20 protein-coding genes are annotated in these 22163 nt (G+C 70.2%); 13 read left to right on the plus strand and 7 right to left on the minus strand.

The features are described 5' to 3' along the window. Positions 1–96 precede the first annotated feature (96 nt). Complete coding sequence (locus HYN04_RS09470) at positions 97–468, plus strand: DUF4282 domain-containing protein (protein ID WP_110450532.1); 372 nt, start codon at positions 97–99, stop codon at positions 466–468. 3 nt (positions 469–471) lie between these two features. Here the strand turns inward: HYN04_RS09470 and HYN04_RS09475 are convergent, their stop codons facing one another. The 3 genes from HYN04_RS09475 to HYN04_RS09485 all read right to left on the minus strand — a co-directional run bounded on the left by HYN04_RS09475 (position 472) and on the right by HYN04_RS09485 (position 2567). Next, the gene (locus HYN04_RS09475; protein WP_110450533.1) at positions 472–897 is read right to left on the minus strand and encodes a flagellar export protein FliJ; all 426 of its coding nucleotides are present in this window, start codon (positions 895–897) and stop codon (positions 472–474) included. Further along, positions 894–2231, minus strand: a complete 1338-nt coding sequence (gene fliI / locus HYN04_RS09480; RefSeq protein ID WP_110450534.1) for a flagellar protein export ATPase FliI — start codon at positions 2229–2231, stop codon at positions 894–896. The genes HYN04_RS09475 and fliI overlap by 4 nt, the downstream gene beginning before the upstream one ends. Before the next feature lie 69 nt (positions 2232–2300). Then, positions 2301–2567 carry a hypothetical protein gene (locus HYN04_RS09485; RefSeq protein WP_110450535.1) on the minus strand — a complete coding sequence of 89 codons (267 nt, stop codon included), beginning with the start codon at positions 2565–2567 and terminating at the stop codon, positions 2301–2303. 301 nt (positions 2568–2868) lie between these two features. On the opposite strand from HYN04_RS09485, the gene ctrA reads away from it, so the two are divergent. The 3 genes from ctrA (at position 2869) to arsC (ending at position 6450) form a co-directional block, all read left to right on the plus strand. Then, entirely contained in the window at positions 2869–3564 is a 696-nt protein-coding gene (gene ctrA / locus HYN04_RS09490) for a response regulator transcription factor CtrA (protein WP_110450536.1), read from the plus strand. A 109-nt stretch (positions 3565–3673) separates the two neighbouring features. Then, positions 3674–6085 carry a M20/M25/M40 family metallo-hydrolase gene (locus HYN04_RS09495; protein WP_162599615.1) on the plus strand — a complete coding sequence of 804 codons (2412 nt, stop codon included), beginning with the start codon at positions 3674–3676 and terminating at the stop codon, positions 6083–6085. A 14-nt stretch (positions 6086–6099) separates the two neighbouring features. Next, positions 6100–6450 (plus strand): arsenate reductase (glutaredoxin), encoded by a 351-nt coding sequence (gene arsC / locus HYN04_RS09500; RefSeq protein ID WP_338418722.1) that lies wholly within the window; start codon positions 6100–6102, stop codon positions 6448–6450. A 63-nt stretch (positions 6451–6513) separates the two neighbouring features. Here arsC and HYN04_RS09505 read toward each other — a convergent pair whose 3' ends face one another. The 3 genes from HYN04_RS09505 to ubiG form a co-directional block, all read right to left on the minus strand. Beyond that, the gene (locus HYN04_RS09505) at positions 6514–7596 is read right to left on the minus strand and encodes a Zn-dependent alcohol dehydrogenase (RefSeq protein WP_110450538.1); all 1083 of its coding nucleotides are present in this window, start codon (positions 7594–7596) and stop codon (positions 6514–6516) included. Positions 7597–7705: 109 nt separating this feature from the next. Further along, the gene (locus HYN04_RS09510) at positions 7706–9319 is read right to left on the minus strand and encodes a long-chain fatty acid--CoA ligase (RefSeq protein ID WP_110450539.1); all 1614 of its coding nucleotides are present in this window, start codon (positions 9317–9319) and stop codon (positions 7706–7708) included. A 36-nt stretch (positions 9320–9355) separates the two neighbouring features. Beyond that, entirely contained in the window at positions 9356–10105 is a 750-nt protein-coding gene (ubiG, locus tag HYN04_RS09515; RefSeq protein WP_110450540.1) for a bifunctional 2-polyprenyl-6-hydroxyphenol methylase/3-demethylubiquinol 3-O-methyltransferase UbiG, read from the minus strand. 126 nt (positions 10106–10231) lie between these two features. Here ubiG and HYN04_RS09520 point away from each other — a divergent pair, with 126 nt between their 5' ends. Then, entirely contained in the window at positions 10232–11482 is a 1251-nt protein-coding gene (locus HYN04_RS09520) for an aspartate kinase (RefSeq protein WP_110450541.1), read from the plus strand. 7 nt (positions 11483–11489) lie between these two features. Here the strand turns inward: HYN04_RS09520 and HYN04_RS09525 are convergent, their stop codons facing one another. Continuing rightward, positions 11490–13223 (minus strand): alpha/beta hydrolase family protein, encoded by a 1734-nt coding sequence (locus HYN04_RS09525; protein ID WP_110450542.1) that lies wholly within the window; start codon positions 13221–13223, stop codon positions 11490–11492. A 114-nt stretch (positions 13224–13337) separates the two neighbouring features. Between HYN04_RS09525 and HYN04_RS09530 the strand changes: the two genes are divergently transcribed. From HYN04_RS09530 to prmC, 8 genes are all read left to right on the plus strand, one after another. Beyond that, positions 13338–14081 (plus strand): phosphatase PAP2 family protein, encoded by a 744-nt coding sequence (locus HYN04_RS09530; RefSeq protein WP_110450543.1) that lies wholly within the window; start codon positions 13338–13340, stop codon positions 14079–14081. Positions 14082–14313: 232 nt separating this feature from the next. Continuing rightward, positions 14314–16479, plus strand: a complete 2166-nt coding sequence (gene ptsP, locus HYN04_RS09535; protein ID WP_241962721.1) for a phosphoenolpyruvate--protein phosphotransferase — start codon at positions 14314–14316, stop codon at positions 16477–16479. A 78-nt stretch (positions 16480–16557) separates the two neighbouring features. Beyond that, positions 16558–17499, plus strand: a complete 942-nt coding sequence (locus HYN04_RS09540) for a helix-turn-helix domain-containing protein (protein WP_206749505.1) — start codon at positions 16558–16560, stop codon at positions 17497–17499. Between the two features lie 125 nt (positions 17500–17624). Further along, positions 17625–18749, plus strand: coding sequence for a flavodoxin-dependent (E)-4-hydroxy-3-methylbut-2-enyl-diphosphate synthase (gene ispG, locus HYN04_RS09545; RefSeq protein ID WP_110450546.1), 1125 nt, complete (start codon positions 17625–17627; stop codon positions 18747–18749). Between the two features lie 98 nt (positions 18750–18847). Next, positions 18848–19141: a hypothetical protein gene (locus tag HYN04_RS09550; protein WP_110450547.1), complete on the plus strand. Its 294-nt coding sequence runs from the start codon at positions 18848–18850 to the stop codon at positions 19139–19141. 129 nt (positions 19142–19270) lie between these two features. Next, a complete protein-coding gene (prfA, locus tag HYN04_RS09555) occupies positions 19271–20347 on the plus strand; it encodes a peptide chain release factor 1 (protein WP_110450548.1) in 1077 nt (358 codons plus the stop codon). Beyond that, positions 20347–21111, plus strand: coding sequence for an MOSC domain-containing protein (locus tag HYN04_RS09560; RefSeq protein ID WP_110450549.1), 765 nt, complete (start codon positions 20347–20349; stop codon positions 21109–21111). The genes prfA and HYN04_RS09560 overlap by 1 nt, the downstream gene beginning before the upstream one ends. After that, positions 21108–21977 carry a peptide chain release factor N(5)-glutamine methyltransferase gene (prmC, locus tag HYN04_RS09565; RefSeq protein WP_110450550.1) on the plus strand — a complete coding sequence of 290 codons (870 nt, stop codon included), beginning with the start codon at positions 21108–21110 and terminating at the stop codon, positions 21975–21977. Before HYN04_RS09560 ends, prmC begins: the two co-directional genes overlap by 4 nt. Positions 21978–22163 lie beyond the last annotated feature (186 nt).

Below are 22163 nucleotides of genomic sequence, written 5' to 3' on the forward strand. Positions count from 1 at the left end.
ACGGATGGCAAGACCTGCCGGCGTGTTGCAGGCCTCACCCGGGACTGCTAGCGAGGGTGCACTCCTGACCGGCGCCGCCCCGAACATGGAAAGCTGATGTTTGACCTGAAACCGAACAGCCGGCCGGCGAAGTTCACCCCGGACATGCTCTGGGAACTGATGTCCTTCGAGACCCTGATGACCCGGCAGGTGATCCATCTGATCTACTGGTCCGGCCTGGGGATCACGGCCCTTGTCGGCTTCGGCTTCATCGGGACCGCCGTCGGCGTGGCGATCCGCGAACAGTCGATCTTCGGCTTTCTCCTGGCGATCGGGGTCCTGGTCGGCGGAACCCTGGTGATCGGGATCCTCGCCCTGCTCTGGCGCGCCTTCTGCGAGCTTTACGTCGCCCTCTTCCGTCTCAGCGACGACATCCACGCCCTGCGCAAGGCGAACGACCCGGACCTGGGCGCGCAGGCGGGCGGCTGAGGGTCAGACGCCGCCGGGAGCCGGGCGACCCGCCTGACGAACGCCCAGTTCATCCAGCTCTGCGGTCTCACGGCGGGCGGCCTCGCGGAGCCTGCGCCGGGCCATGCCGTCGGCCACATGCTCGTACTTCTTCTGGGCTTCGAAGGCCTCCGCCAGGGCGTCCCGCGCCCCGGACTCCTCAGCGAGGATGAGATCGATCTCAGCCCGGATGTTCAGGCGCCGGGCCTTGCAACCGGCCAGGTAGGCCGACTGGTGAAAGGCCGCTTCGGGCCGGCTGCGGATGAAGGCCGCCTCGGCCTCCTGCTCGGCGTCGATCATGAGCAGCCGCATCTCGGCCGCCTCCCGGCGCAGGACGACCTCCGCCAGGCGCTTCTGCCGGATCTCGACGTCGTAGCCGGCGATCCGGATCAGGCTCTTCTCCCAGCTCAAGCCCCGCCTCCGGCGAGGATCGCCTCAAGCCGCGAGAAGGACTCCCCCAGCGTGGACATCTCGTCCTTGTCCTGGCCGAGGAAGGCCTCCAGGGCGGGGTTGAGGGCGATGGACCGGTCCACCAGGGGATCGGATCCCGCCCGGTAGGCGCCGATCCGGATCAGCTCCTCCATGTTGGCGTAGGCCGACAGGACCTGGCGGGCGTCACGGACGATTTCCCGTTCCCGGGGTTCCTGGCAGCCGGGCATGGTCCGGCTGATGGACTTGAGTACGTTGATGGCCGGGAACCGGCCCCGCTCGGCGATGGCCCGCTCCATGACGATGTGGCCGTCGAGGATGCCGCGCACGGCGTCGGCGATGGGCTCGTTGTGGTCATCCCCGTCGACCAGGACGGTGAAGAGACCGGTGATCGGGCCCGCCCGTGCGCCGTCCGGCCGGATCGGGCCGGGACCGGCGCGCTCAAGGAGCTTTGGCAGCTCGGTGAAGACGGTGGGGGTGTAGCCCTTGGTCGTCGGCGGTTCCCCGGCGGCCAGGCCGATTTCCCGCTGGGCCATGGCGAAGCGGGTGACCGAGTCCATCAGGCAAAGGACCTCCAGGTCCTGGTCGCGCATGAACTCGGCGATGGCCAGGGTCATGTAGGCGGCCTGGCGGCGCTTGAGGGCCGGCTCGTCCGAGGTGGCCACCACCACGACGGCTCGCTTGAGCCCCTCCTCGCCGAGGGTTTCCTCGATGAACTCCCGGACCTCGCGGCCCCGCTCGCCGATCAGGCCGACGACCACGGCGTCGCACTCCGACTGGCGGGCCAGCATGGACAAGAGGACGGACTTGCCGACCCCGGATCCGGCGAACACCCCGAGCCGCTGGCCGCGGCAGCAGGTGGTGAAGACGTTCATGGAGCGCACGCCCAGGTCGAGCCGGGCGCCGACGCGGTCGCGGGCGTGGGCGGGCGGCGGCGAGGCGCGCAGGGGATAGGCGGCCAGCCCCTGCGGAAGGGGGCCCTTGCCGTCGATGGGCTCGCCGAAGGCGTCGACGATCCGCCCGAGCCAGGCGGTGGTCGGCCGGACCGCAAAGCCCTGGGTCTCGATATGGATCGCGGCGCCGGGCGCCACGCCTTCGACAGGTCCGAACGGCATCAGGAGCGCCCGGGATTCCCGGAATCCGACCACCTCGGCGGGAAGGGGCGGCGCACCCCGGCGCTGGATTTCCGCCCGGGCGCCGACGGCCAGGCGGGTCATGCCGCCACGGGCCTCGATGAGAAGTCCGGACACGGCCGCGACCCGCCCGGTGACCACCAGCGGATCCAGTTTCTCGACCGCCTCGACAAGGTTCTGCAAGACGCGGACTCCAGACGCGACTCAGGTCGCCCAGAGTGTGTCCTACAGGCTTAACCGGCTGTGAAGGGGTCAGGCCCGCGGATAAGCCTGGCCGCGGTCGGCGTGCAGCAGGAAACGGCCCAGGAAGAGGCCTGCGGCCACGCCGGCCAGCAGCGCCGCGCCAAGGCTTCGGCTGGGACGAAGGCGAACCTCATCGGACAGGCTGAAGGGCTGGGGAGGAAGCGCCTCCACCGGCGCAGACAGGTCATCGTCGCCCCAGTGGTCCTGCAGGCTCAGGCCGGCCCCCGCCTCTGCAAGGCCGGAAGGACCGGGATCGGCGTCGAGATCCGGGGACATCCAGGATACTCCTTCAGGCCGGCCCACCGCCGGTCCCTTCAGATATGGGTTCCTGTACGCGCCGCGCCAGTCCGAATGCGCCGCAGGTGTTCGCCGGGACTGTCCAATCACAAAAGATTCATCCGGCCGAAATGGACGCCGATGCGTCGGGGCTTGCCGCTGATTCGCGAACCGGGTTAACGATATTCACAGCAAGGTTACCAACGTTAACCTTTCTTAAATTAACCCTCTGGCAGGGTGATTTTGCCGGGGCGCGTCGCGAAGCGAATCAGCGCCCGGCCAGAGGGGCAAGGAGGCGAGTATGCGCGTACTGCTGATCGAGGACGACAGCGCAACGGCTCAGAGCATTGAACTGATGCTCAAGTCCGAGGGATTCAATGTCTATACGACGGACCTGGGGGAGGAAGGCGTGGATCTGGGCAAGATCTACGACTACGACCTGATCCTCCTGGACCTGAACCTGCCCGACATGAGCGGCATGGACGTGCTGCGCAACCTGCGGGTCGGCAAGATCGACACCCCGATCATGATCCTCTCGGGCACCTCCGAGATCGACACCAAGGTCAAGACCCTCGGCGGCGGCGCCGACGACTACATGACCAAGCCCTTCCACAAGGATGAACTGGTCGCCCGGATCCACGCGGTGGTCCGCCGGTCCAAGGGCCATGCCCAGTCCGTCATCCGCACCGGCGACATCCTGGTGAACCTCGACGCCAAGACGGTGGAGGTGAACAACAACCGGGTGCACCTGACGGGCAAGGAATACCAGATGCTCGAGCTCCTCTCCCTCCGGAAGGGCACGACGCTGACCAAGGAAATGTTCCTGAACCACCTCTATGGCGGCATGGACGAGCCCGAACTGAAGATCATCGACGTCTTCATCTGCAAGCTGCGCAAGAAGCTTGCCGCCGCCGCCGACGGCAAGCACTACATCGAGACGGTCTGGGGCCGCGGCTATGTGCTGCGTGATCCCATGGAGGGCCAGGCCGCGGCCTGATCCCAGGACCGGCCAAGGTCGACGAGCGCCCGCCCTCAAGGCGGGCGTTCTTGTTTCCGGTGGGCGCCAAGATAAGCTCAGGGACGGATCCGGGGGGAAGGAAATCCAGATGAACAGACTCGCCGTCCTCGGCGTAACCCTCGTCGCCGCCCTGGTCCTGGCCACGGCGGCGGGACGTCCGCCTTCGCCCAGGCCGGCGACCGCACCGCCCGAAGTCTTCTCGGCTGGCCGGGCGCTGACGGACGTCGGCGTCATCGCCCGCGAGCCCCACCCCATCGGGTCGGTCGAGAACGCCCGGGCGCGCGACTACATCCTCGCCCGCATGACCGCCCTGGGCCTTTCGCCGCAGGTCCAGGCCGATTTCGGCCTCCAGCGGGTCGCAAGGGCGCAGGAGCCCATCTTCGTTGGCGGCCAGGTCGAGAACATCGTCGGCGTCCTTCCCGGACGCGACCGGTCTGCGCCCGCCCTGGCCCTGATGGCGCATTACGACAGCGTACCCGGCTCGCCGGGCGCCGCGGACGACGCGGCTGGCGTCGCCGCCGCCCTGGAAGTGGCGCGGATCCTCAAGGCGCGGGGAACCCCTGCCCGGGACGTCATCTTCCTGATCACCGACGGAGAGGAGGCCGGGCTCCTGGGGGCCGAGGCCTTCTTCGCCCGACATCCGCTGGCCGGACGGATCGGCTTCCTGGTCAACATGGAAGCCCGGGGCGGTGGCGGCCTTGTCCAGATGTTCCAGACCGGCGCCCAGAACCAGGGGACCATCGACCTCCTGCGGCGGGCGGCCAGCCAGCCCTCGGCCTCGTCCCTCTCGGTCATGCTCTATTCAGCCATGCCGAACGACACCGACTTCACGGTTTCCCGGGCCGCGCGGATCGACGGCCTGAACTTCGCCTTCATCGGCCGGCAGTTCGACTACCACGCCGCGACATCGACCCCCGCCAACCTGGACGCCGGAAGCCTCCAGCACATGGGCGACCAGGTCACGGCGGTTGCGCTTGACCTCTCCCAATCCCCCACCCTGCCCAGCCGGGGACCCGACAGGGTCTTCTCGCACGTCTTCGGCGACCTCCTGATCGCCTATCCCGCAGCCGCCGGCTGGCTGATCCTTGCCGCCTGCGCGGGCCTGCTTGCCCTCGCCGTCCGCAACGCCCGGCGAAGCGGCCTCCTTGACGCCCCCGGCGTGGTCCGCGGCGTGGGCGCGGCCGTCTACATCCTTCTCCTCTCGGGCGCCCTGATGCACCTGGCGCGCCGGGTGGCGACGGAAGGGGCCGGCTTTCTCGAGCAGAGATCGCTCCTGGCCCGCGTGACGACCTGGGAGACGGCCCTCCTGCTCCTCGGCCTGGGCGTCCTGCTGCTGACACCGCGCTTCACGGCGCGTGGCCGAAGCCGCCTTCAGGCCGGAGCCCTGGGCCTCGCCGCCGGCGCCGCAGCCCTGCCGCTGGGATGGGACCTCGCCGCCGTCGCCCTGGGGATCGCCGCAGCCGTGGCGGGCTTCATGACCTTCGGCCCCCCCGTCCGTGTGGCGCCGGCCTGGACCGGCGTGCTGCTCACCGCGCTGGCGGCAGCCCTTGTCCTCCAGGTCCTGGCCCCGGCCGCCGCCTTCCTGGTGGCCTGGCCCCTGCTGGCGGCCTGTCTCCTGGCCGTCCTGACCACCCTTGGCGCCGCACCCAGGCCGTGGATCACGCCCCTTGCAGGCCTCCTGGTCGCTGCGCCCGTGACGGCCTGGATCCTGGGATACGCCCACGGCGTCTTCCTCGGGCTCGACCTTCCCGCCCTGCTGGCCCTCTTCGCCTGGCTCGCCGCCCTCTGCCTCTGGCCCCTCGCCCATGACGCCACGGAGCCCGGACAGAAGCAGGTCCAGGCCGGGCTTGTCGCCGTCGGGATGCTGGCCGCAGGCCTCAGCCTCGCCATCTTCCTTCGGATGAGCCCGCCGTGGAGCGAGCGACATCCCCAGGTCACGATTGTCCAGCACCTTCAGGACGCTGGCGCCGCCGGCGCCCTGCTGATCTCCGCCGAGCCGCGACTTTCGAAGTGGACGGCAGGCGTCCTTGCCCGTGATGGCGGACGACCTTCCCTGACCACGGATGACCTGGTATCGCGCAGGGACTTCTGGGCGGCTCCCGCCCGGCCAGCGCCCATGATGATGAGCGCCGAAACGACACTGACTGCGCTGGAAGGCGATCGCCAGAGACTTGTGATCCGGCCGCCGGCCGACGCCTCGGGCCTCAGCCTGAACCTTCGAAGCAACACCCTGGCGACGGCGCTCACGGTCAACGGAAGGCCCGTCAGGCTCCTCGCCGCTCCCGGGGTCTGGAACCGGATCCGCCTGCAGGCGCCGCCGGAGACCCTGGTCATCGAGTTCACGCCCGCCGGCCCGGGCGCCCTGGAGGTCCGGACCCTCTCCCGGCTTGGAAAGTGGCCCGCACAGCTGTCGCCCCTGCCCGCCCGCGGACCCCGGGAGATGGCCTTTGGCGACAGCGACACCGCCCTCGTCCGGGCTGCGGCGACCCACAGATGGTGATGAAGGAGAAAGCCGTGTCCGAGGTGGTCATCTACCACAACCCCGCCTGCGGGACTTCTCGCAACACCCTGGCCCTCCTGCGGGAGAAGGGCGTCGAGCCCCGGGTCGTGGAGTACCTCAGGGCCGGCTGGACAGAGGCCCAGCTCACTGCCCTGGCCGCCCGCGCCGGCGTTCCCCTCCGGGCCTTCCTGCGCACTCGCGGCACCCCCGCCGAGGCGCTGGGCCTGACCGCCCCCGATGTCAGCGAGGCGGCCCTCGCCGCCGCCATGGTCCGTGACCCCATCCTGGTGGAGCGGCCGGTGGTCGAGGGACCGGGCGGCGTCGCCGTCTGCCGGCCGCCCGAGAAGGCCCTCACCCTCCTCTGAACCGCCCATGAAAAAGGGGCCCCGCCGCAAGGCGAGGCCCCCGTTTCGTCTCGTCCGTTTGGATCAGTCGAAGACGATGACCGAGCGGGCGAGACCGCCCTTCTTCATGTCGTCGAAGCCCTCATTGACCTGGTCCAGCCGGATGCGCTGGGAGATCATCTGGTCGAGCTTGAGCTTGCCCGACATGTAGAAGTCGACCAGGCGGGGCATGTCGACCGGGAAGCGGTTGGAGCCCATCAGCGAGCCCTGGATGCGCTTCTCGCCCAGGAAGGCGGCGCCCGGCAGGGTCACGTTCTGGCCGATCGGGATCATGCCGATGATGTTGGCCGTTCCGCCTCGGCGCAGCATGTTGAAGGCCTGTTCGGCGGTCTTGGACAGGCCGATGGCCTCGAAGGCGTGGTGCACGCCGCCGCGGGTCATCTCGAGCACTTCCTTCACCGCGTCGGTCGAGGAGGCGTCGATGAAGTCGGTGGCGCCGAATTCCCGGGCCAGGTTGTCCTTGCCGGCGAACATGTCGATGGCGATGATCCGGCCGGCGCCGGCGATGGCCGCGCCGTTGATTGCGGAGAGGCCCACGCCGCCGCAGCCGATGACCGCCACGGTCTCGCCGGGACGCACGCCTGAGGTGTGGATGGCCGCGCCCACGCCGGTCATGACCGAGCAGCCGATCAGGGCGGCGCGGTCCAGGGGCATGTCCTTGCGGATCGAGACGCAGGCGTGCTCGTGGATCAGCATGTACTCGGCGAATGACGACAGGTTCAGGAACTGCGGCAGGGCCGCCCCGTTCTGGGTCAGGCGGGGTTCGTCGTCGGCGCCGCGCTTGGTCTCGGGGCTGACGCAGAGGGACAGGCGCCCGGTCAGGCAGCTCTCGCAGTGGCCGCAGTAGGCCGAAAGGCAGGTGATGACGTGGTCGCCCGGCTTCACGGTGCGCACTTCGGAGCCCACCGCCTCGACGACGCCGGCGCTCTCGTGGCCCAGGACCGCCGGGAGCGGGTGCGGGTAGGAGCCTTCCATGAAGTGCAGGTCCGAATGGCACAGGCCGGCGGCCTTGGTGCGGACCAGGACCTCATGCGGGCCGGGCTTGTTGATCTGGACGTCTTCGATCTGAAGCGGCTTGCCCACTTCCCGCAGAACGGCGGCCTTCATGTCGGCATCTCCCCAAGTCTCGCCCCTGCGGGCGTTGGCAACGCGCCAGCCTTCAGGGCTGGGTCGGCGGAACCTTATCGCCCTTGGGGCGGCGGGCGCCAGCGTCTTTTCAGGTCCTGGCGAGCCCGGCCCTCAACTCCCGCTTGAGGACCTTGCCGGTCGGGCCGATGGGCAGGCTCTCGACGATGCGCACCTCGTCCGGAACCCACCACTTCGCCACCCGCTCGGCGACATGGTCGCGCAGCGCCGCCGGATCGGCGTCCTGGCCGGGTCGCAGCACCACGAGCAGGAGCGGGCGCTCATCCCACCTGGGATGCGGGACCCCGACTGCGGCGGCCAGGGCGACGGCGGGGTGGGACGAGACCGCATCCTCGAGGTCAAGGGTCGAGATCCACTCCCCACCCGACTTGATGACGTCCTTGGCCCTGTCCGTCAGGCGCAGGTAGCCCTCGGGATCGATGGCGGCGATGTCCCCCGTGTCGAACCAGCCGTCGTCGCCGAAGGCCTCGGCGCCGTCGTTTCGGAAATAGGCCGAGGCCACCCACGGCCCCCGGACCTGAAGGGCGCCTGACTGCTGCCCGTCGTGCGGGAGGACGGCGCCGTCCTCGCCGACGATGCGCAGCTCGACGCCCCAGTTGGCCCGGCCCTGCCTCTGCTTGCGGGCCAGCGCCGCCTCGGCCGTCTCGCCCGCGTGCGCCGCCAGGGGGGTGTTGATCACGCCGAGGGGGCTGGTCTCGGTCATGCCCCAGATCTGCCGGACATCGGCGCCGAGCCGACCCTGGACCCGGGAGATCAGCGAGGCCGTCGGGGCTGAACCGCCCACCGCCACCGTACGGACCGAGGTCAGGGACTGGCCCGTCCCGTCCAGGTGGTCCAGCACGCCCACCCAGATGGTCGGCACGCCCAGGAGAAAGGTCGCCTGCTCGGCCACCGCCAGGCCGCACACCGAGGGCCCGTCGAGGTGCCGGCCGGGCAGGATCAGCTTGGCCCCCACCAGGGGCGCGGCGTAGGGCGTGCACCAGGCGTTGGCGTGGTACATCTGGGCGCAGGGCAGGATGCCGTCGGCCGCGCCAAGCCCGAAGCAGTCCGGCTGGATCACCGCCAGGGCGTGGAGGACGGTCGAGCGGTGCGAATAGAGCACCCCCTTGGGATTCCCCGTCGTGCCTGAGGTGTAGCAGAGGGTGGAGGCCTGCCGCTCATCGAGCTCAGGCCAGTCGAAGTCCGACGAGGCCGCCGCGACCAGCTCCTCGTACACCAGGGTCCCGCCCGGGGCGGAGGCCGGCAGGTTGTCCCGGTCGGTCATGGCGACAAAGGTCTTCACGGTCTCCATGCGCCCGGCGATCTCGGGCACGAGGTCGGCGAAGGAGATGTCCCAGAACAGCAGGCTGTCGCCGGCATGGTTGGCCACCCAGGCCACCTGGTCGGGATGCAGGCGCGGATTGATGGTGTGCAGCACCGCACCCAGGCCGCTGACCGCGTAGTAAAGCTCGAAATGGCGGTGGGTGGACCAGGCCAGGGTGGCCACGCGGTCGCCAGGCTTCACGCCCAGGGATCGCAGGGCGTTGGCCATGCGCTTCACGCGATGAAGGGCGTCGGCATAGCCGTAGCGATGGATCGGCCCCTCGACCGTGCGGGTGACGATCTCGCGGGCGGGATGCCAGGCGGCGGCGTACTCCAGGATGGAGGGCAGGGTCAGGGGCCTGTCCATCATCAGTCCGAACATGCGCCAGTCCCTCCCTGGACCCGGGCGCCCGGCCGTTCAGTCCGCCCGGCGCGTCACCGTCATCATGTAGTTCACCCCGGAATCCGACGAGAGCCGCCAGACGCCGGAAAGGGGATCAAAGCTCACCCCGAATGGCCCCTTCATGTCCAGGGACGTCCCGGAGAGGAAGCTCCGAAGCTCCTCCGGGGTCAGGAACTTCCGCCAGTCATGGGTGCCGGCCGGCAGCCAGCGAAGGACATACTCGGCGCCGATCTTGGCCAGGGCCAGGGCGCGCAGGGTTCGGTTCAGGGTCGCCACGATCATCAGCCCGCCGGGCGCCAGGAGGCGGCCGCAGGTGCGCAGGAACCCGCCCGGATCAGCCACGTGCTCGATCACCTCCATGTTGAGGATCACGTCGAAGGGCGGCGTTCCCTCGGCCTCGAGGGCCTCGGCGGTCGAGGCGAGGTAGGTAACGGGAACCCCGGTCTGTTCGGCGTGGGTCCGGGCGGTGCCGATGTTGCGCTCGGAAGCGTCGACCCCGGTCACATCGAAGCCCAGCCGCGACATGGGTTCGGACAGGAGGCCGCCCCCGCAGCCGATGTCCAGCAGCCTCAGGCCCTCGAAGGGCCGGCGGGCGTCGCCGTCGCGGCCGAAATGGGCGAGGCCCTGTTCTCGGATAAAGGTGAGCCGGACCGGATTGAAGCGATGCAGGGGGGCGAACTTGCCCTTCGGGTCCCACCATTCGGCGGCGATGCGTGAGAACCGCTCGACTTCGGCGGGATCAATGCTGGAACCGGGCTCGGGCATGAGCCGCACATACCAGAGCCCCGGGCCGGCTGCACAGGGAAAAGCCCGGTCGCGCAGGTGTTGCCCCCTCCCCGCCCCGCCGCTAGAAGGCCTCTCTTCCCGGGTCTGGAGTGCGGATTTCGAGCCATGTCGCGGCTGGTCATGAAATTCGGCGGCACGTCCGTCGCCGACCTCGAGCGCATCCGGCGCGTCGGGCGGCTCGTGGCCGCAGAGGTCGCGGCCGGGCACAGGGTCGCCGTCGTTGTCTCGGCCATGGCCGGCAAGACCAACGAGCTGGTCGCCTGGACCGACGCGGCGGGTCCCGCCGCCGAGGGCCTGCCTGCGTCGGATGACGAGTACGACGTCGTCGTCGCCTCGGGCGAGCAGGTGACCGCGGGCCTCCTGGCCATGACCCTTCGCAACATGGGCCTTCCGGCCCGGTCCTGGATGGGCTGGCAGGTGCCGATCGTCGCCGACGACGCCCACGGCCGCTCCAGGATCGACGATGTCCCGCCGGAAAAGCTCTCCGCCGCGCTGGATTCAGGCGAGGTGGCGGTGATCGCCGGCTTCCAGGGCGTCACGACCTCGGGCCGGATCGCCACCCTCGGCCGCGGCGGATCAGACACCAGCGCCGTCGCCATCGCCGCCGCCGTGCGGGCCGAGCGCTGCGACATCTACACCGACGTGGACGGCGTCTACACCACGGACCCCCGGATCGAATCCCGGGCCCGCAAGCTGTCGCGGATCTCCTACGAGGAAATGCTGGAGATGGCGTCCCTGGGCGCCAAGGTCCTGCAGACCCGGTCTGTAGAGCTCGCCATGGCCCAGAAGGTGCCCGTCCGGGTCCTGTCCAGTTTTGTCGAGCCCGGCGAGGCCCCGGGCCAAGGCACCATCGTGTGCGACGAGGAAGAGATCATGGAAAAGCGGATCGTCAGCGGAGTCGCCTACAGCCGGGACGAGGCCAAGATCAGCCTGTTCGGCCTGCCCGACCATCCGGGGGTGTCCTCGATCATCTTCGGGGCCCTGGCGGACGCCAACGTCAATGTCGACATGATCGTGCAGAGCCACGCCCGGATCGCCGACACGGCGAACATGGAGTTCACCGTCGGCAAGCGGGACGCCAGCCGGGCCGTCGAGATCGTCCGCGGCCTCAAGGAGAAGGTCGGCTTCGAGGACGTGAAGGTCAACGAGGACGTGGCCAAGGTGTCAGTGATCGGCGTCGGCATGCGCAGCCATGCGGGCGTGGCCAAGACCATGTTCGGCGCCCTGGCCGACAAGGGCGTGAACATCCAGGTCATCTCGACCTCGGAGATCAAGATCTCCGTCCTGATCGACGCGGCCTACACCGAGCTGGCCGTCCGCGCCCTGCACGCCGCCTACGGCCTCGACCAGCTCTGAGGCGTGACTAGGGGGCCCTCGCCGCGGGCGGGAAGGTCATCGGATAGTCGGGCGACCAGTGGTTGGCCGTGCCGCTGGTCACGTACCAGGACAGGAAGAGGGCGCAGATCAGCGCACCGGGCAGGTAGCTGTTGGTCCGCCGCCAGGTGAAGACGGCGATGACGCCCACAAGGCTCAGCAGGGGAATGAACTGCAGGGCGACGATGACATTCAGCGGCTCGGTTGGAGTCAGCAGCAGGCCCGTCTTGAACAGGGTTGCGTACTCGGCGATCGCCAGGACCAGGAACCCACCGCCCATGACGGCCGCAGCCGTGAAGTAGGTCATCCGGCGCCCGGCGCCGTCCACAGCCAGCAGGGCGCAGAGCCCGCGCACGGCGATGACCGAATGCACGATCCAGAAAGGCAGGTAGGTCAGGAAGATTGGCAGCCGGTCTGCGGTCAGGGGACGGAAACCCACGACCCAGAAGCGGAAATCCACGTGCAGCAGGCGATCGACAAGGGTGAGGGCCAGGGCGACCGCACCCACCGAGAGCACGGCGGCGAGGACCGAGCGAACGATGTCGACGCTGAAGACCGGCCGGCCCCGCCTCAGCAGCAGGGCGATAAGGATGGCCAGGGCCGTGTTGACCAGGGCCCAGGCCAGGAGCTGGTTGTGGACCCACTGCGGGAACAGGGCGGAGGGGAACCACAGGGCGCCCAGCTTCATGACGGGCAGGTAGGTCAGGGCCGGCAGTACGGCGGTCAGGCCCAGCGCCAACCATCCGCCTGCGCCCCGGACCGCCGCGGCGGGCTCGGGCGAGCGCCTCAGGCCTGAAAGCCAGGGCAGGCCCAGAGCGAGTTCAAAGGCTCCGAGCAGGAGAAAACCGGCGCCGACCAGGGCCAGGAGGGTCCCGATCTCCTTCCAGAACCACACCTGGTCATTAGGCGGCAGGGGATGGGCCTCGCCCTCGAGCCGGGCCTGCATCCAGTCCACCACCGGGGCAACGCCGCCGGACGAGAAGTGTTCCCAAGGATGGGTGACGTGGGGCAGGTCCAGGCGCCGCGCGGTCCCGAGGGCCGGATCGCCGTAGAGCCGGCCGGGCTGCACAGCCTCGGTGACGCCGAAGACGGTCTTCAGCTTCTCCGCGCCCGGCAGGTCCGTTCCCCGGGGCGTGCGCCACATCAGGCCGGCGAACTCGTCCAGGCCGCCGAAGACGACGTTCAGGTTACGGGGGAAATCCGGGCGGACCTCCGTGGGCGGACCGAAGAGCCCTGGAGCCGATCCCACCAGGGCGACGGCCCGGTATCCGTCCGGCTGGGCGTGGGCCGCCGCGAGGATGGGTCCGCCCCCCATGCTGTGGCCGGCGAGCCCCACCTGCCCGGCGTCCACGTAGGGCTGGCGCTTCAGGTAGGCCAGGGCGGAAGGCCCGCCGAAGCCGGCGGCTCCGACATTGCCTCCGGAGCCGCCATGCCCCGTCATGTCCATGGCCAGGACCACGAAGCCCCGCCGCGCCAACTCGATGGCGAAGGGGCTCTGCATCTCGCGGGTGTTGATGTAGCCGTGGCTGAGAAGGACGGCGGGCGCCCGGCGGCCTTCCGAAAGGCCGGGCGGCCGGTAGAGCAGTCCCGACATCACGGCGCCCTCAGCGGTCCGCCAGCGGGCCTCGGTCACCTGGACTCCGCCCCGGGTCTGGACGAATGCGGCCAACAGGGCGCCGCAGACGATCAGGGCCGCGCCGAGCGCGGCGAGCCTGTAGCGCATGGAATTCCCCCCGTGCTGACCGGAGCCTGAGCCGGTTCGTGAAGAGAGTATGACGGCGTGGCGGCCTCGGGACAATCCGCTTACCCTGCGCCTTGCATACGCCGGAGACACCCCATGCGCCCTGTCCTTGCCCTCGCCCTTGTCCTTCTCGCCGCCGCACCCGCCAACCTGGGAACCGCCCAGGCCCGCGGAGGCTACCTGGCGGGCCAACCCCCGATTGACGCCGTCCGGCTCCTGCCGCCGCCGCCGGCGCCCGGATCGAGCCAGGACGCCTTCGACCGCGCAACCGCCGCCGCCGCGCGCGCCGGCGTGGACGGTCCGGCGTGGAAGGCGGCGATCCGCGAAGCGAACATCCCCGACGCCAACTTCATGCAAGGCCTGTCCTGCGCCGTGGGCGTACAGGTCTCTGCAGAGAAGACCCCGACGATCCAGAAGCTGTTCATGTCGGTCACGTCGGACTTCGTCGGGCCCATGGAACAGGCCAAGTCGGCCTGGAAGCGGCCGCGCCCCTTCAGCGTGGACGGCGGCCCGGCCTGCGATCCGCGGGTGGCCGCGGGGCAGGGCGAGAAGCTGGGCTATGCCTACCCCAGCGGACATGCCGGAATTGGCTGGCTTCTTGCCCTCGTCCTGTCCGACGCTGCGCCCGCCCGCGCCGACGCCATCCGCGCCTGGGGCGCCGAGGTCGGCCAGCACCGTGTGGACTGCCGGGTCCACTGGGCCAGCGACGTCGCAGCGGGCCGGATGCTTGGCCTGGCCGTCTACACGCGGGTCTCGGCGAGCCCCGCCTACCAGGCCGACATCAAGGCGGCGGCGGCGGAGATCGCGAAGGCGGCGCCCATTTCCTGCCCGGCGGGCTGAGCGGCGCCTCCTGCGCAGGCGCCCAGGGGTCCGGACGCCTGCTGCAAGGGCATTTGTTTTCCGTTCCGTCATGCCTTGCTGCTAAAAGACGGCCCGGGACGCCGTTGTCCCGCTTCAAGGGACGCCTGTGCCGACATCGACCGCCAGTTTCGCCGTCCGGGGGCAGCGCAGCCTGCTCCGGCAGATCCGCGAGGCGCTTGCCTCGGGCGGACCTGTCCAGGCGCGGCTGGACATGGTGGTGCGGATCATCGCCCGGTCGATGGTGGCCGAGGTCTGCTCGCTCTACATGCGCCAGGCGGACGGCCAGATGGAGCTCTTCGCCACGGAGGGCCTGTCGCCTGAAGCCGTCCACCTGACGCGGATGAAGCCCGGCGAGGGCCTGGTCGGCGAGATCATGCGGCTGGGCCGCCCGCTCAACCTGTCGGACGCCCCCAACCATCCGGCCTTCTCCTACCGGCCGGAGACCGGGGAAGACCCCTTCCACGCCTTCATGGGCGTGCCCCTGCTGCGCGGTGGACGGGCGATCGGCGTCCTGGTGGTGCAGAACCGGACCGAGCGCGTCTATTCCGAGGACGAGGTCGAGGACCTGCAGATCATCGCCATGGTCCTGGCCGAGATGGTCGCCGGCGGCGAGCTGGCCACCGAGGGGCCGCTGCAGAACATCGACCTGGTGCCCAAGAAGCCCGAGCGGCTCAAGGGCGCCCGGTTCGCCGAGGGCCTGGCCCTGGGCGTGGCGGTGCTCCATGAGCCGCCCGTGGCTCCCTCGGACCTGCTGGCCGAGGACGTCGCCGCCGAGGAAGAGCGCCTGCAGGCGGCCATCACCGCCCTCCAGGCCCAGATCGACAGCATGCTGGAGGGCCAGCATGGGCTGGTCGAGGCCTCGTACGAGGTCCTCGAGACCTACCGCATGTTCGCCTACGACCGCGGATGGCGGCGATCCCTCGAGGACGCCGTGCGCAACGGCCTCACCGCCGAGGCGGCGGTCGAGCGGGTCCGGTCCGAGCACCGCGCCCGCCTGGGCCAGGCGCGCGACCCCTACCTGCGCGAGCGCCTGCACGACTTCGAGGACCTGGCGGACCGGCTGCTGCGGCACCTGGCGGGCGACGCCGGACTGGCCCGCGATCTGCCGGAGAACGCGATCCTGATCGCCCGGAACCTTGGCCCCGCGGACCTCCTCGAATACGACCGCACACGCCTGAAGGGGCTACTGCTGGAAGAGGGCTCCACCGCCAGCCACGCCGCCATCGTGGCCCGGGCCCTGGACATCCCCTGCGTCGGACGACTGGCTGGCCTGAGGGACAAGGTCTCGGAGGGCGACACCGTCATCGTCGACGCCGAGACCGCCGAGGCCTACCTGCGGCCGCGTCCGGACGTGGTGAAGGCGCTGAAGGCCCGCCTCGACGTCCGCCTGCAGCGGCGCGCCGAGTTCGCCCGGCTGCGTGACCGGCCCGCCGTCACCCAGGACGGGGCGAAGATCCAGCTGCTCATGAACGCCGGCCTGGACGTGGACCTGGACATGCTGGGCGAGGCCGGAGCCGAGGGGATCGGCCTCTTCCGCACCGAGTTCCAGTTCATGGTGGCCGAGGAAATGCCCCGGCTGACGGCCCAGACGGCCCTCTACAGCCGTGTCATGGACGCGGCCGGGGGCCTGCCGGTCACCTTCCGCACCCTGGACCTGGGGGGCGACAAGGTCCTGCCTTACATGGAGGCCGAGCGGGAGGACAATCCGGCCCTGGGCTGGCGCGCGGTGCGCATGGGGCTCGACCGTCCGGCCCTGCTGAGGCTCCAGCTGAGGGCCCTGATCGCCGCCGCCCGCGGCCGGCCGCTGAAGGTCATGTTCCCGCTGGTGGCCAGCGTCGACGAGTTCCGCGCCGCCCGCGCCCTGGTGGACCTGGAGATCGCCTGGGCGAACCGCAGGGGACGGCCCGAGCCCGCGCGTCTCGACGTCGGCGCCATGATCGAGGCGCCCTCGGTCATCTGGCACCTCGACGCCCTCCTGCCGATGACCGACTTCGTCAGCGTCGGCACCAATGACCTGATGCAGTACCTGTTCGCCGCCGACCGCGGGAACCCCCGGGTCTCGGAGCGGTACGACCTCTTGTCGCCCCCGGCCCTTCGCGCCCTGGAGATGATCCAGAAGGCCTGCGCCGAGACGGGCACGCCGGTCTCGGTCTGCGGCGAGATGGCGGGCCGGCCCCTTGAGGCCTTTGTCCTGGTCGCCCTCGGCTTCGAGGCCCTCTCCATGCCGCCGGCGGGGATCGGCCCGGTCAAGCAGATGGTCCTGTCCTGCGACCGGTCCGCGGCCCGTAAGGGCATACAGAGCCTCCTGCGGAGCACCTCCGGCTCGATCCGGAACGAGGTGGAGACCCTGGCCCGGAAGCTCTACCTCGCGGTCTGAGCCGATCCGTCGGGCCGCAATTGGACTCCCCCGCCCGCCATGCTATCGCCGGGCCGCGTTGAGGGGATCGTCGCAGCCATGGCCGAGGAAGGCTCCGCGGAAGGTGAGGACAGGGCCGGGTCCTCCGCGCCTGCGCCCGATCTCCAGGATGGCGAGCACGTGGGAGCGGCCCTCCGGGCGATCCGGGAGTCGCGGGGCCTGTCCATCGCGGACATCGCAGCCCTCACCCGCATCCGGCCGGCCTATGTGGAGGCGATCGAGGCCCTGCGCCTGAAGGAGCTGCCCAGCCGCCCCTTCACCATCGGCTACATCCGGGCCTACGCCCAGGCGCTGGGCTTCCCGGGCGACGCCGCCATCGCCCGATTCAAGGCCGATGATCCGGACCGCAACGACGCCCTCAGGCCCCCCGTTGGCGTCCGCCGGATGGCCGACCCGCGCCTGAGGCTGATGGTCCTTGCGGGCGTAGTGATCCTGTCGGCCATCGTCGCCTGGAACCTGGTCCGCCGGGGGACCCTGCACGACGAGAGCCGGCGCCCCACCACCCTGGTGGCGGCCTCCCCGCCCGCGGCCACGCCGGCGGGTCCCATGAGCCTGGGCGCGCCCCTGCCGGCCCCGGTGGAGTCCAACGCCCCGCCGCCCTACCTGACGCCGGGACTCGAGGCGCAGCTCTCGGCGGCCCTGCCAGAGGGGATGACCTCCGGCGAGGACCCGACCCTCATGGACCTTGGCGAGACCTTCGCCGCCCGGGGCGCCGTGAACGGCGTCCCCGCCGGCGCGGGACGTCTGGTGCTGCAGGCCCGTCGCCCGACGACCCTGATTGTCTGGGGGCCCGACGGCGCCGCCTGGTTCGCCCGCCCCCTCGCGGCCGGCGAGGCCTATCGCGCGCCCGACGGGGCCCGGGTCACCTTCGAGACGGTGGAGGCGGGGGTCATGGCCGTCTTCGTCGACGGCCAGGCCCGGGGAGTCCTGCCCGCCGGGCGGACCCCCGCCGGCGCCATCGCCCTGCCGCCCCCCGCCTGATACGCCCGCCTGAGACGCCCCGCCTGAGACACCCCGCCTGAGACACCCCGCCTGAGACACCCCGCCTGAGGACCCCCGCCTTACATGCCCTTGGGATTCACCCGCTAGGCCCCTATTCTCACTCCATGTCCGAAACCCACGCCCTTCGCCCCTGGCGAACCATCGTCCGTCGGAAGAGCCGAAAGATCCGCGTCGGCCGTGTCGAGGTCGGCGGCGACGCGCCGATCAGCGTCCAGTCCATGACCAACACCCTGACGGCGGATACAGCGTCGACCCTCGACCAGATCCGCCAGCTGGAGGAGGCCGGCGCCGACATCGTGCGGGTGTCGTGTCCCGACGAGGCCTCCACCGCCGCCCTCTCCCAGATCGTGAAGGGCTCGAAGGTCCCCATCGTGGCGGACATCCACTTCCACTACCGCCGGGGAATCGAGGCGGCGAAGGCCGGCGCGGCCTGCCTGCGGATCAACCCGGGCAACATCGGCAGCCCCGACCGGGTGCGCGAGGTGATCCAGGCCGCCCGGGACCACGGCTGCTCCATCCGCATCGGCGTCAACGCCGGCAGCCTGGAGAGCCATCTCCTGGAAAAGTACGGCGAGCCCTGCCCTGACGCCATGGTCGAGAGCGCCCTGGACCACGCCCGCATCCTCCAGGACCACGACTTCCACGAGTTCAAGATCAGCGTGAAGGCCTCGGACCTGTTCATGACCGTGGCCGCCTACCAGATGCTGGCCGAAGCCATCGACTGCCCCCTGCACATCGGCGTCACCGAGGCCGGCGGCCAGCGCATCGGGACGGTCAAGTCCTCCATCGGCATGGGCGCCCTGCTCTGGGCCGGCATCGGCGACACCCTCAGGGTCTCCCTGGCGGCGGACCCCGTCGAGGAGGTCAAGGTCGGCTTCGACATGCTCAAGTCCCTGGGACTGCGCCACCGGGGCGTGAACATCATCGCCTGCCCGTCCTGCGCCCGACAGGGATTCGACGTGATCCGCACGGTCGAGACCCTCGAGGCCCGGCTGGCCCACATCGCCACGCCCATGAGCCTGTCGATCATCGGCTGCGTGGTGAACGGGCCGGGCGAGGCCCTGATGACGGACGTCGGCTTCACCGGCGGCGGCAAGGGTTCCGGCATGGTCTACCTGGCCGGCAAGGCGGATCACAAGATGGACAACGACCGCATGGTCGACCACATCGTTGAGCTTGTGGAGCAAAGGGCTGCCCAGCTTGACAGCGTGCAGCCAGACCCCACCTAGGCTCAGACCGCGGCGGCCTCGTCGACGGTGAATGGAAGCGCCGCTTGCAAGGCCCCGCCCGGGTTGATTAGGTGCCGCTTCGCAAAGAGGAGAGAGCCATGTCTGCGGACGGCAACTGGAAGATCACGATCAACACCCCGATGGGCGCTCAGGAAGTGAACGCCTCCATCACCACCAGCGGCGACACCTTCACCGGCAAGACGACGGGCCGCATGGGCGACCAGGACATCTCCGGCAAGGTCGACGGCGACAAGCTGGTCTGGTCCTCGGCCATCACCAGCCCGATGCCGATGACCCTCGAGTTCGAAGCCACCGTCAGCGGCGACAGCCTTTCGGGCAACGTCAAGCTCGGCGCCTTCGGCAACGCCTCGCTGAGCGGCGTGCGCGTCTGATCCGAATGTGGATCGCGGGCGGCCCCCAGCGGGTCGCCCGCCCCTTCGCCGGCCAGCCTCCGGGATTTGGCAAGCCGCGCGCGGCGGGCTAGAAGCCTGCCTCTCCCGCCCCCCTGAAGATCCCGCCCCTTGCGACTTCCCCAAGCCCGACTCGACCAGGTCCTCGGCCGCTTCCACGAGATCGAGGCCCGCATGTCCGCCGCCTCGGACGGCGCGGAGATCGTGCGCCTGTCGCGTGAGCATTCCGAGCTGAAGCCCGTGGTGGAGGCTGTCCAGGCCCTGGAGAAGACCCGTGCCGAAGCGCCCGAGCTGGAAGAGATGGCCGCCTCCGGCGACGCCGACATGTCCGCCCTGGCCCGGGACGAGCTGGAGGCCCTTAAGGCTCGCCTGCCGGAGCTTGAGCGCCAGGTCGCCCTGCTCCTCGCTCCCCGCGACCGCGACGAGAACGCCTCGGCCATCCTTGAGGTCCGGGCCGGCACCGGCGGGGACGAAGCCGCCCTCTTCGCCGGCGACCTCTTCCGCATGTACCAGCGCTATGCCGCGGTTCATGGCTGGCGGGTCGAGATCGACTCCATCTCCGAGGGCGAGGTCGGCGGCTACAAGGAAATCATCGCCTCCATCACGGGCGAGGGCGTCTTCGGCCGGCTGAAGTTCGAGAGCGGCGTCCATCGGGTCCAGCGTGTGCCCGAGACCGAGGCTGGCGGGCGCATCCACACCTCGGCGGCCACGGTGGCGGTCCTGCCGGAGGTGGAGGACGTGGACATCGAGATCCGCGAGGCGGACCTGCGCATCGACACCTATCGGTCGTCGGGAGCCGGCGGCCAGCATGTCAACAAGACCGACTCCGCCGTGCGCATCACCCACATCCCCACCGGGATCGTCGTGACGTCGTCGGAAAAGTCGCAGCACCAGAACCGGGCCCGGGCGATGAAGGTCCTCCAGGCCCGCCTGTACGACCAGAAGCGCGAGGCCCTCGACGCCGCGAGGGCGGACTCCCGCCGCAGCCAGGTCGGGTCCGGCGACCGGTCCGAGCGCATCCGCACCTACAATTTCCCGCAGGGTCGGGTGACGGACCACCGGATCAACCTGACCCTCTACAACCTGGCCAAGGTGCTGGAAGGCGAGTCCCTGGACGACATCATCAACCCGCTGATCGCCGAGGACCAGGCGGCGCGGCTGGCCAGCCTGGAAGCGGAGTTCGCCTGATGGAAGCCCTCATCACCGGCCTCTTCCGGTATCCGATCAAGGGTTTCTCGGCGGAAGCCCTGGCCCAGGCCGACCTGGTTCCAGGACGCGCCATCGCACAGGACCGCCGCTGGGTGGTGGAGAACGGACCCTCCGGCTTCGACCCGGAAGCGCCAAGATACGTCCCGAAGATGAAGTTCGCCGTCCTGGCGGCCCACCCCGTCGTGGCGGCGGCCCGCACCCGCGTCGTCGGGACCGCCCTGTCCGCCTCGGCCCCGGGCCGGCCCGATTTCCATGGCGACCTCGGCGCCGACGCCGGCCGTGCAGGTTTCGCCGGCTGGGTCCGGGACCTCCTTGGCGAGGACGCCCGGGAGGGGGTGCGGGTGCTTCAGGCTCCGGACTATCAGTTCCTTGACCACCCCGCCGGGCACGTCTCCATCGTCAACTTGGCGAGTGTCCGCGACCTGGAGGCGCGGATTGGCCGTCCGGTGGATCCCCTGCGTTTCCGCGCGAACCTCTATGTGGAGGGCTGGCCGCCCTGGGTCGAGAACGGCTGGAAGGGCCGGAACCTGCTGCTCGGCTTCGCCCGGGCGACGGTCTTCGCCCCCATCGTCCGCTGCGCCGCCACCGAGGTGGACCCGGAAACCGCCGAGAGGGACATGCCCCTGGTGGAGCACCTCTTCGAGCAGTACGGCCACCGGGACTGCGGGATCTATGTCCAGGTCACCCACGGGGGGACCGTGCGGGTGGGCGACGCCTGCAGTACGCCCGGCGAACCGGAGTGAGCCGCAACCTCCTCCAGGCCTGGCAGGGCGCGCGGGCCCGCCTGGAGGCGGCGGGCATCCCGGGGCCGGTCATCGACGCCCGGGTCCTGGTGGAGGCCGCCTGCGGCGTCACCCGGGCGGATATCGTCGGGGATCCCTACCGCGAACTGGACGCCGGACAGGTCGAGCGTCTGGATGACTACCTCGAGCGGCGCATCCGCCGGGAGCCGGTCAGCCACATTCTGGGCCGACGCGGCTTCTGGAACATCATGCTGGGCGTAACTCCGGATGTCCTGACGCCCCGGCCCGAGACCGAGGTCATCGTCGACCATGCCCTGCGCCTGTTTCCCGAGGGCCGCCCCTTCAGCCTCCTCGACCTGGGCGTCGGCTCGGGCGCCATCCTTCTGGCGATCCTGGCTGAGCGCCCGGCGGCCCGCGGCCTGGGTGTGGACGCCTCGGAGGAGGCGCTCGCCGTCGCGCGCGACAACGCCGCCCGCCTGGGCATGGGCGGCCGGGTCGCCCTCCTGCGCGGCGACTGGACGTCCGGCCTTGGTGACGCGGGCTTTGACCTGGTGGTCTCCAACCCGCCCTACATCGCCACCCACGTGATCGAGACCCTGGACCCCGAAGTGCGGGTCTACGAACCCCGGCTGGCCCTGGACGGGGGCCCTGACGGGCTGGACGCCTACCGGACCCTGGCCCCCGAGATCCTCCGCGTGCTGAAGCCCGGCGGGAGGTTCCTGGTGGAAATCGGCTTTGACCAGAGGGTGGCGGTCGAGGCCCTGTTCCGGCAGGCGGGGGCCCTTGAGGTCGAGACCCTGCCCGACCTGTCGACCCACGACCGCGTTGTGACGGGCGTGAAAAACCCCTTGGAAACTCACGACTGAGCCGCTAGACGGAGTCCCGGTCTCCACCCAAACCGTCGACGCCATGGACCGCCTGACCCTCAGGATCGGGCCCCAGGCCGGCAGGCCGTTCGTCGCAGGCGAAACGCCAGGCTCGGGGTGGGACGACGGGAACCTTTTCAACTTCGGATGATCCACGCCGGGACGAGCCCTGCGGACAGACCAGAA

The organism is Phenylobacterium parvum, from assembly GCF_003150835.1.
Lineage (GTDB): Bacteria > Pseudomonadota > Alphaproteobacteria > Caulobacterales > Caulobacteraceae > Phenylobacterium > Phenylobacterium parvum.

What these genes read in the sequence shown, in the direction of transcription:
- ctrA (WP_110450536.1), top strand. Translation starts at nt 2,869, where the DNA reads ATGCGCGTACTGCTGATCGAGGACGACAGCGCAACGGCTCAGAGCATT.
- ubiG (WP_110450540.1), bottom strand. Translation starts at nt 10,105, where the DNA reads ATGCCCGAGCCCGGTTCCAGCATTGATCCCGCCGAAGTCGAGCGGTTC.
- HYN04_RS09495 (WP_162599615.1), top strand. Translation starts at nt 3,674, where the DNA reads ATGAACAGACTCGCCGTCCTCGGCGTAACCCTCGTCGCCGCCCTGGTC.
- HYN04_RS09470 (WP_110450532.1), top strand. Translation starts at nt 97, where the DNA reads ATGTTTGACCTGAAACCGAACAGCCGGCCGGCGAAGTTCACCCCGGAC.
- HYN04_RS09520 (WP_110450541.1), top strand. Translation starts at nt 10,232, where the DNA reads ATGTCGCGGCTGGTCATGAAATTCGGCGGCACGTCCGTCGCCGACCTC.
- HYN04_RS09530 (WP_110450543.1), top strand. Translation starts at nt 13,338, where the DNA reads ATGCGCCCTGTCCTTGCCCTCGCCCTTGTCCTTCTCGCCGCCGCACCC.
- HYN04_RS09550 (WP_110450547.1), top strand. Translation starts at nt 18,848, where the DNA reads ATGTCTGCGGACGGCAACTGGAAGATCACGATCAACACCCCGATGGGC.
- ptsP (WP_241962721.1), top strand. Translation starts at nt 14,314, where the DNA reads ATGGTGGTGCGGATCATCGCCCGGTCGATGGTGGCCGAGGTCTGCTCG.
- HYN04_RS09485 (WP_110450535.1), bottom strand. Translation starts at nt 2,567, where the DNA reads ATGTCCCCGGATCTCGACGCCGATCCCGGTCCTTCCGGCCTTGCAGAG.
- ispG (WP_110450546.1), top strand. Translation starts at nt 17,625, where the DNA reads ATGTCCGAAACCCACGCCCTTCGCCCCTGGCGAACCATCGTCCGTCGG.
- HYN04_RS09505 (WP_110450538.1), bottom strand. Translation starts at nt 7,596, where the DNA reads ATGAAGGCCGCCGTTCTGCGGGAAGTGGGCAAGCCGCTTCAGATCGAA.
- HYN04_RS09510 (WP_110450539.1), bottom strand. Translation starts at nt 9,319, where the DNA reads ATGTTCGGACTGATGATGGACAGGCCCCTGACCCTGCCCTCCATCCTG.
- HYN04_RS09560 (WP_110450549.1), top strand. Translation starts at nt 20,347, where the DNA reads ATGGAAGCCCTCATCACCGGCCTCTTCCGGTATCCGATCAAGGGTTTC.
- HYN04_RS09540 (WP_206749505.1), top strand. Translation starts at nt 16,558, where the DNA reads ATGGCCGAGGAAGGCTCCGCGGAAGGTGAGGACAGGGCCGGGTCCTCC.
- HYN04_RS09525 (WP_110450542.1), bottom strand. Translation starts at nt 13,223, where the DNA reads ATGCGCTACAGGCTCGCCGCGCTCGGCGCGGCCCTGATCGTCTGCGGC.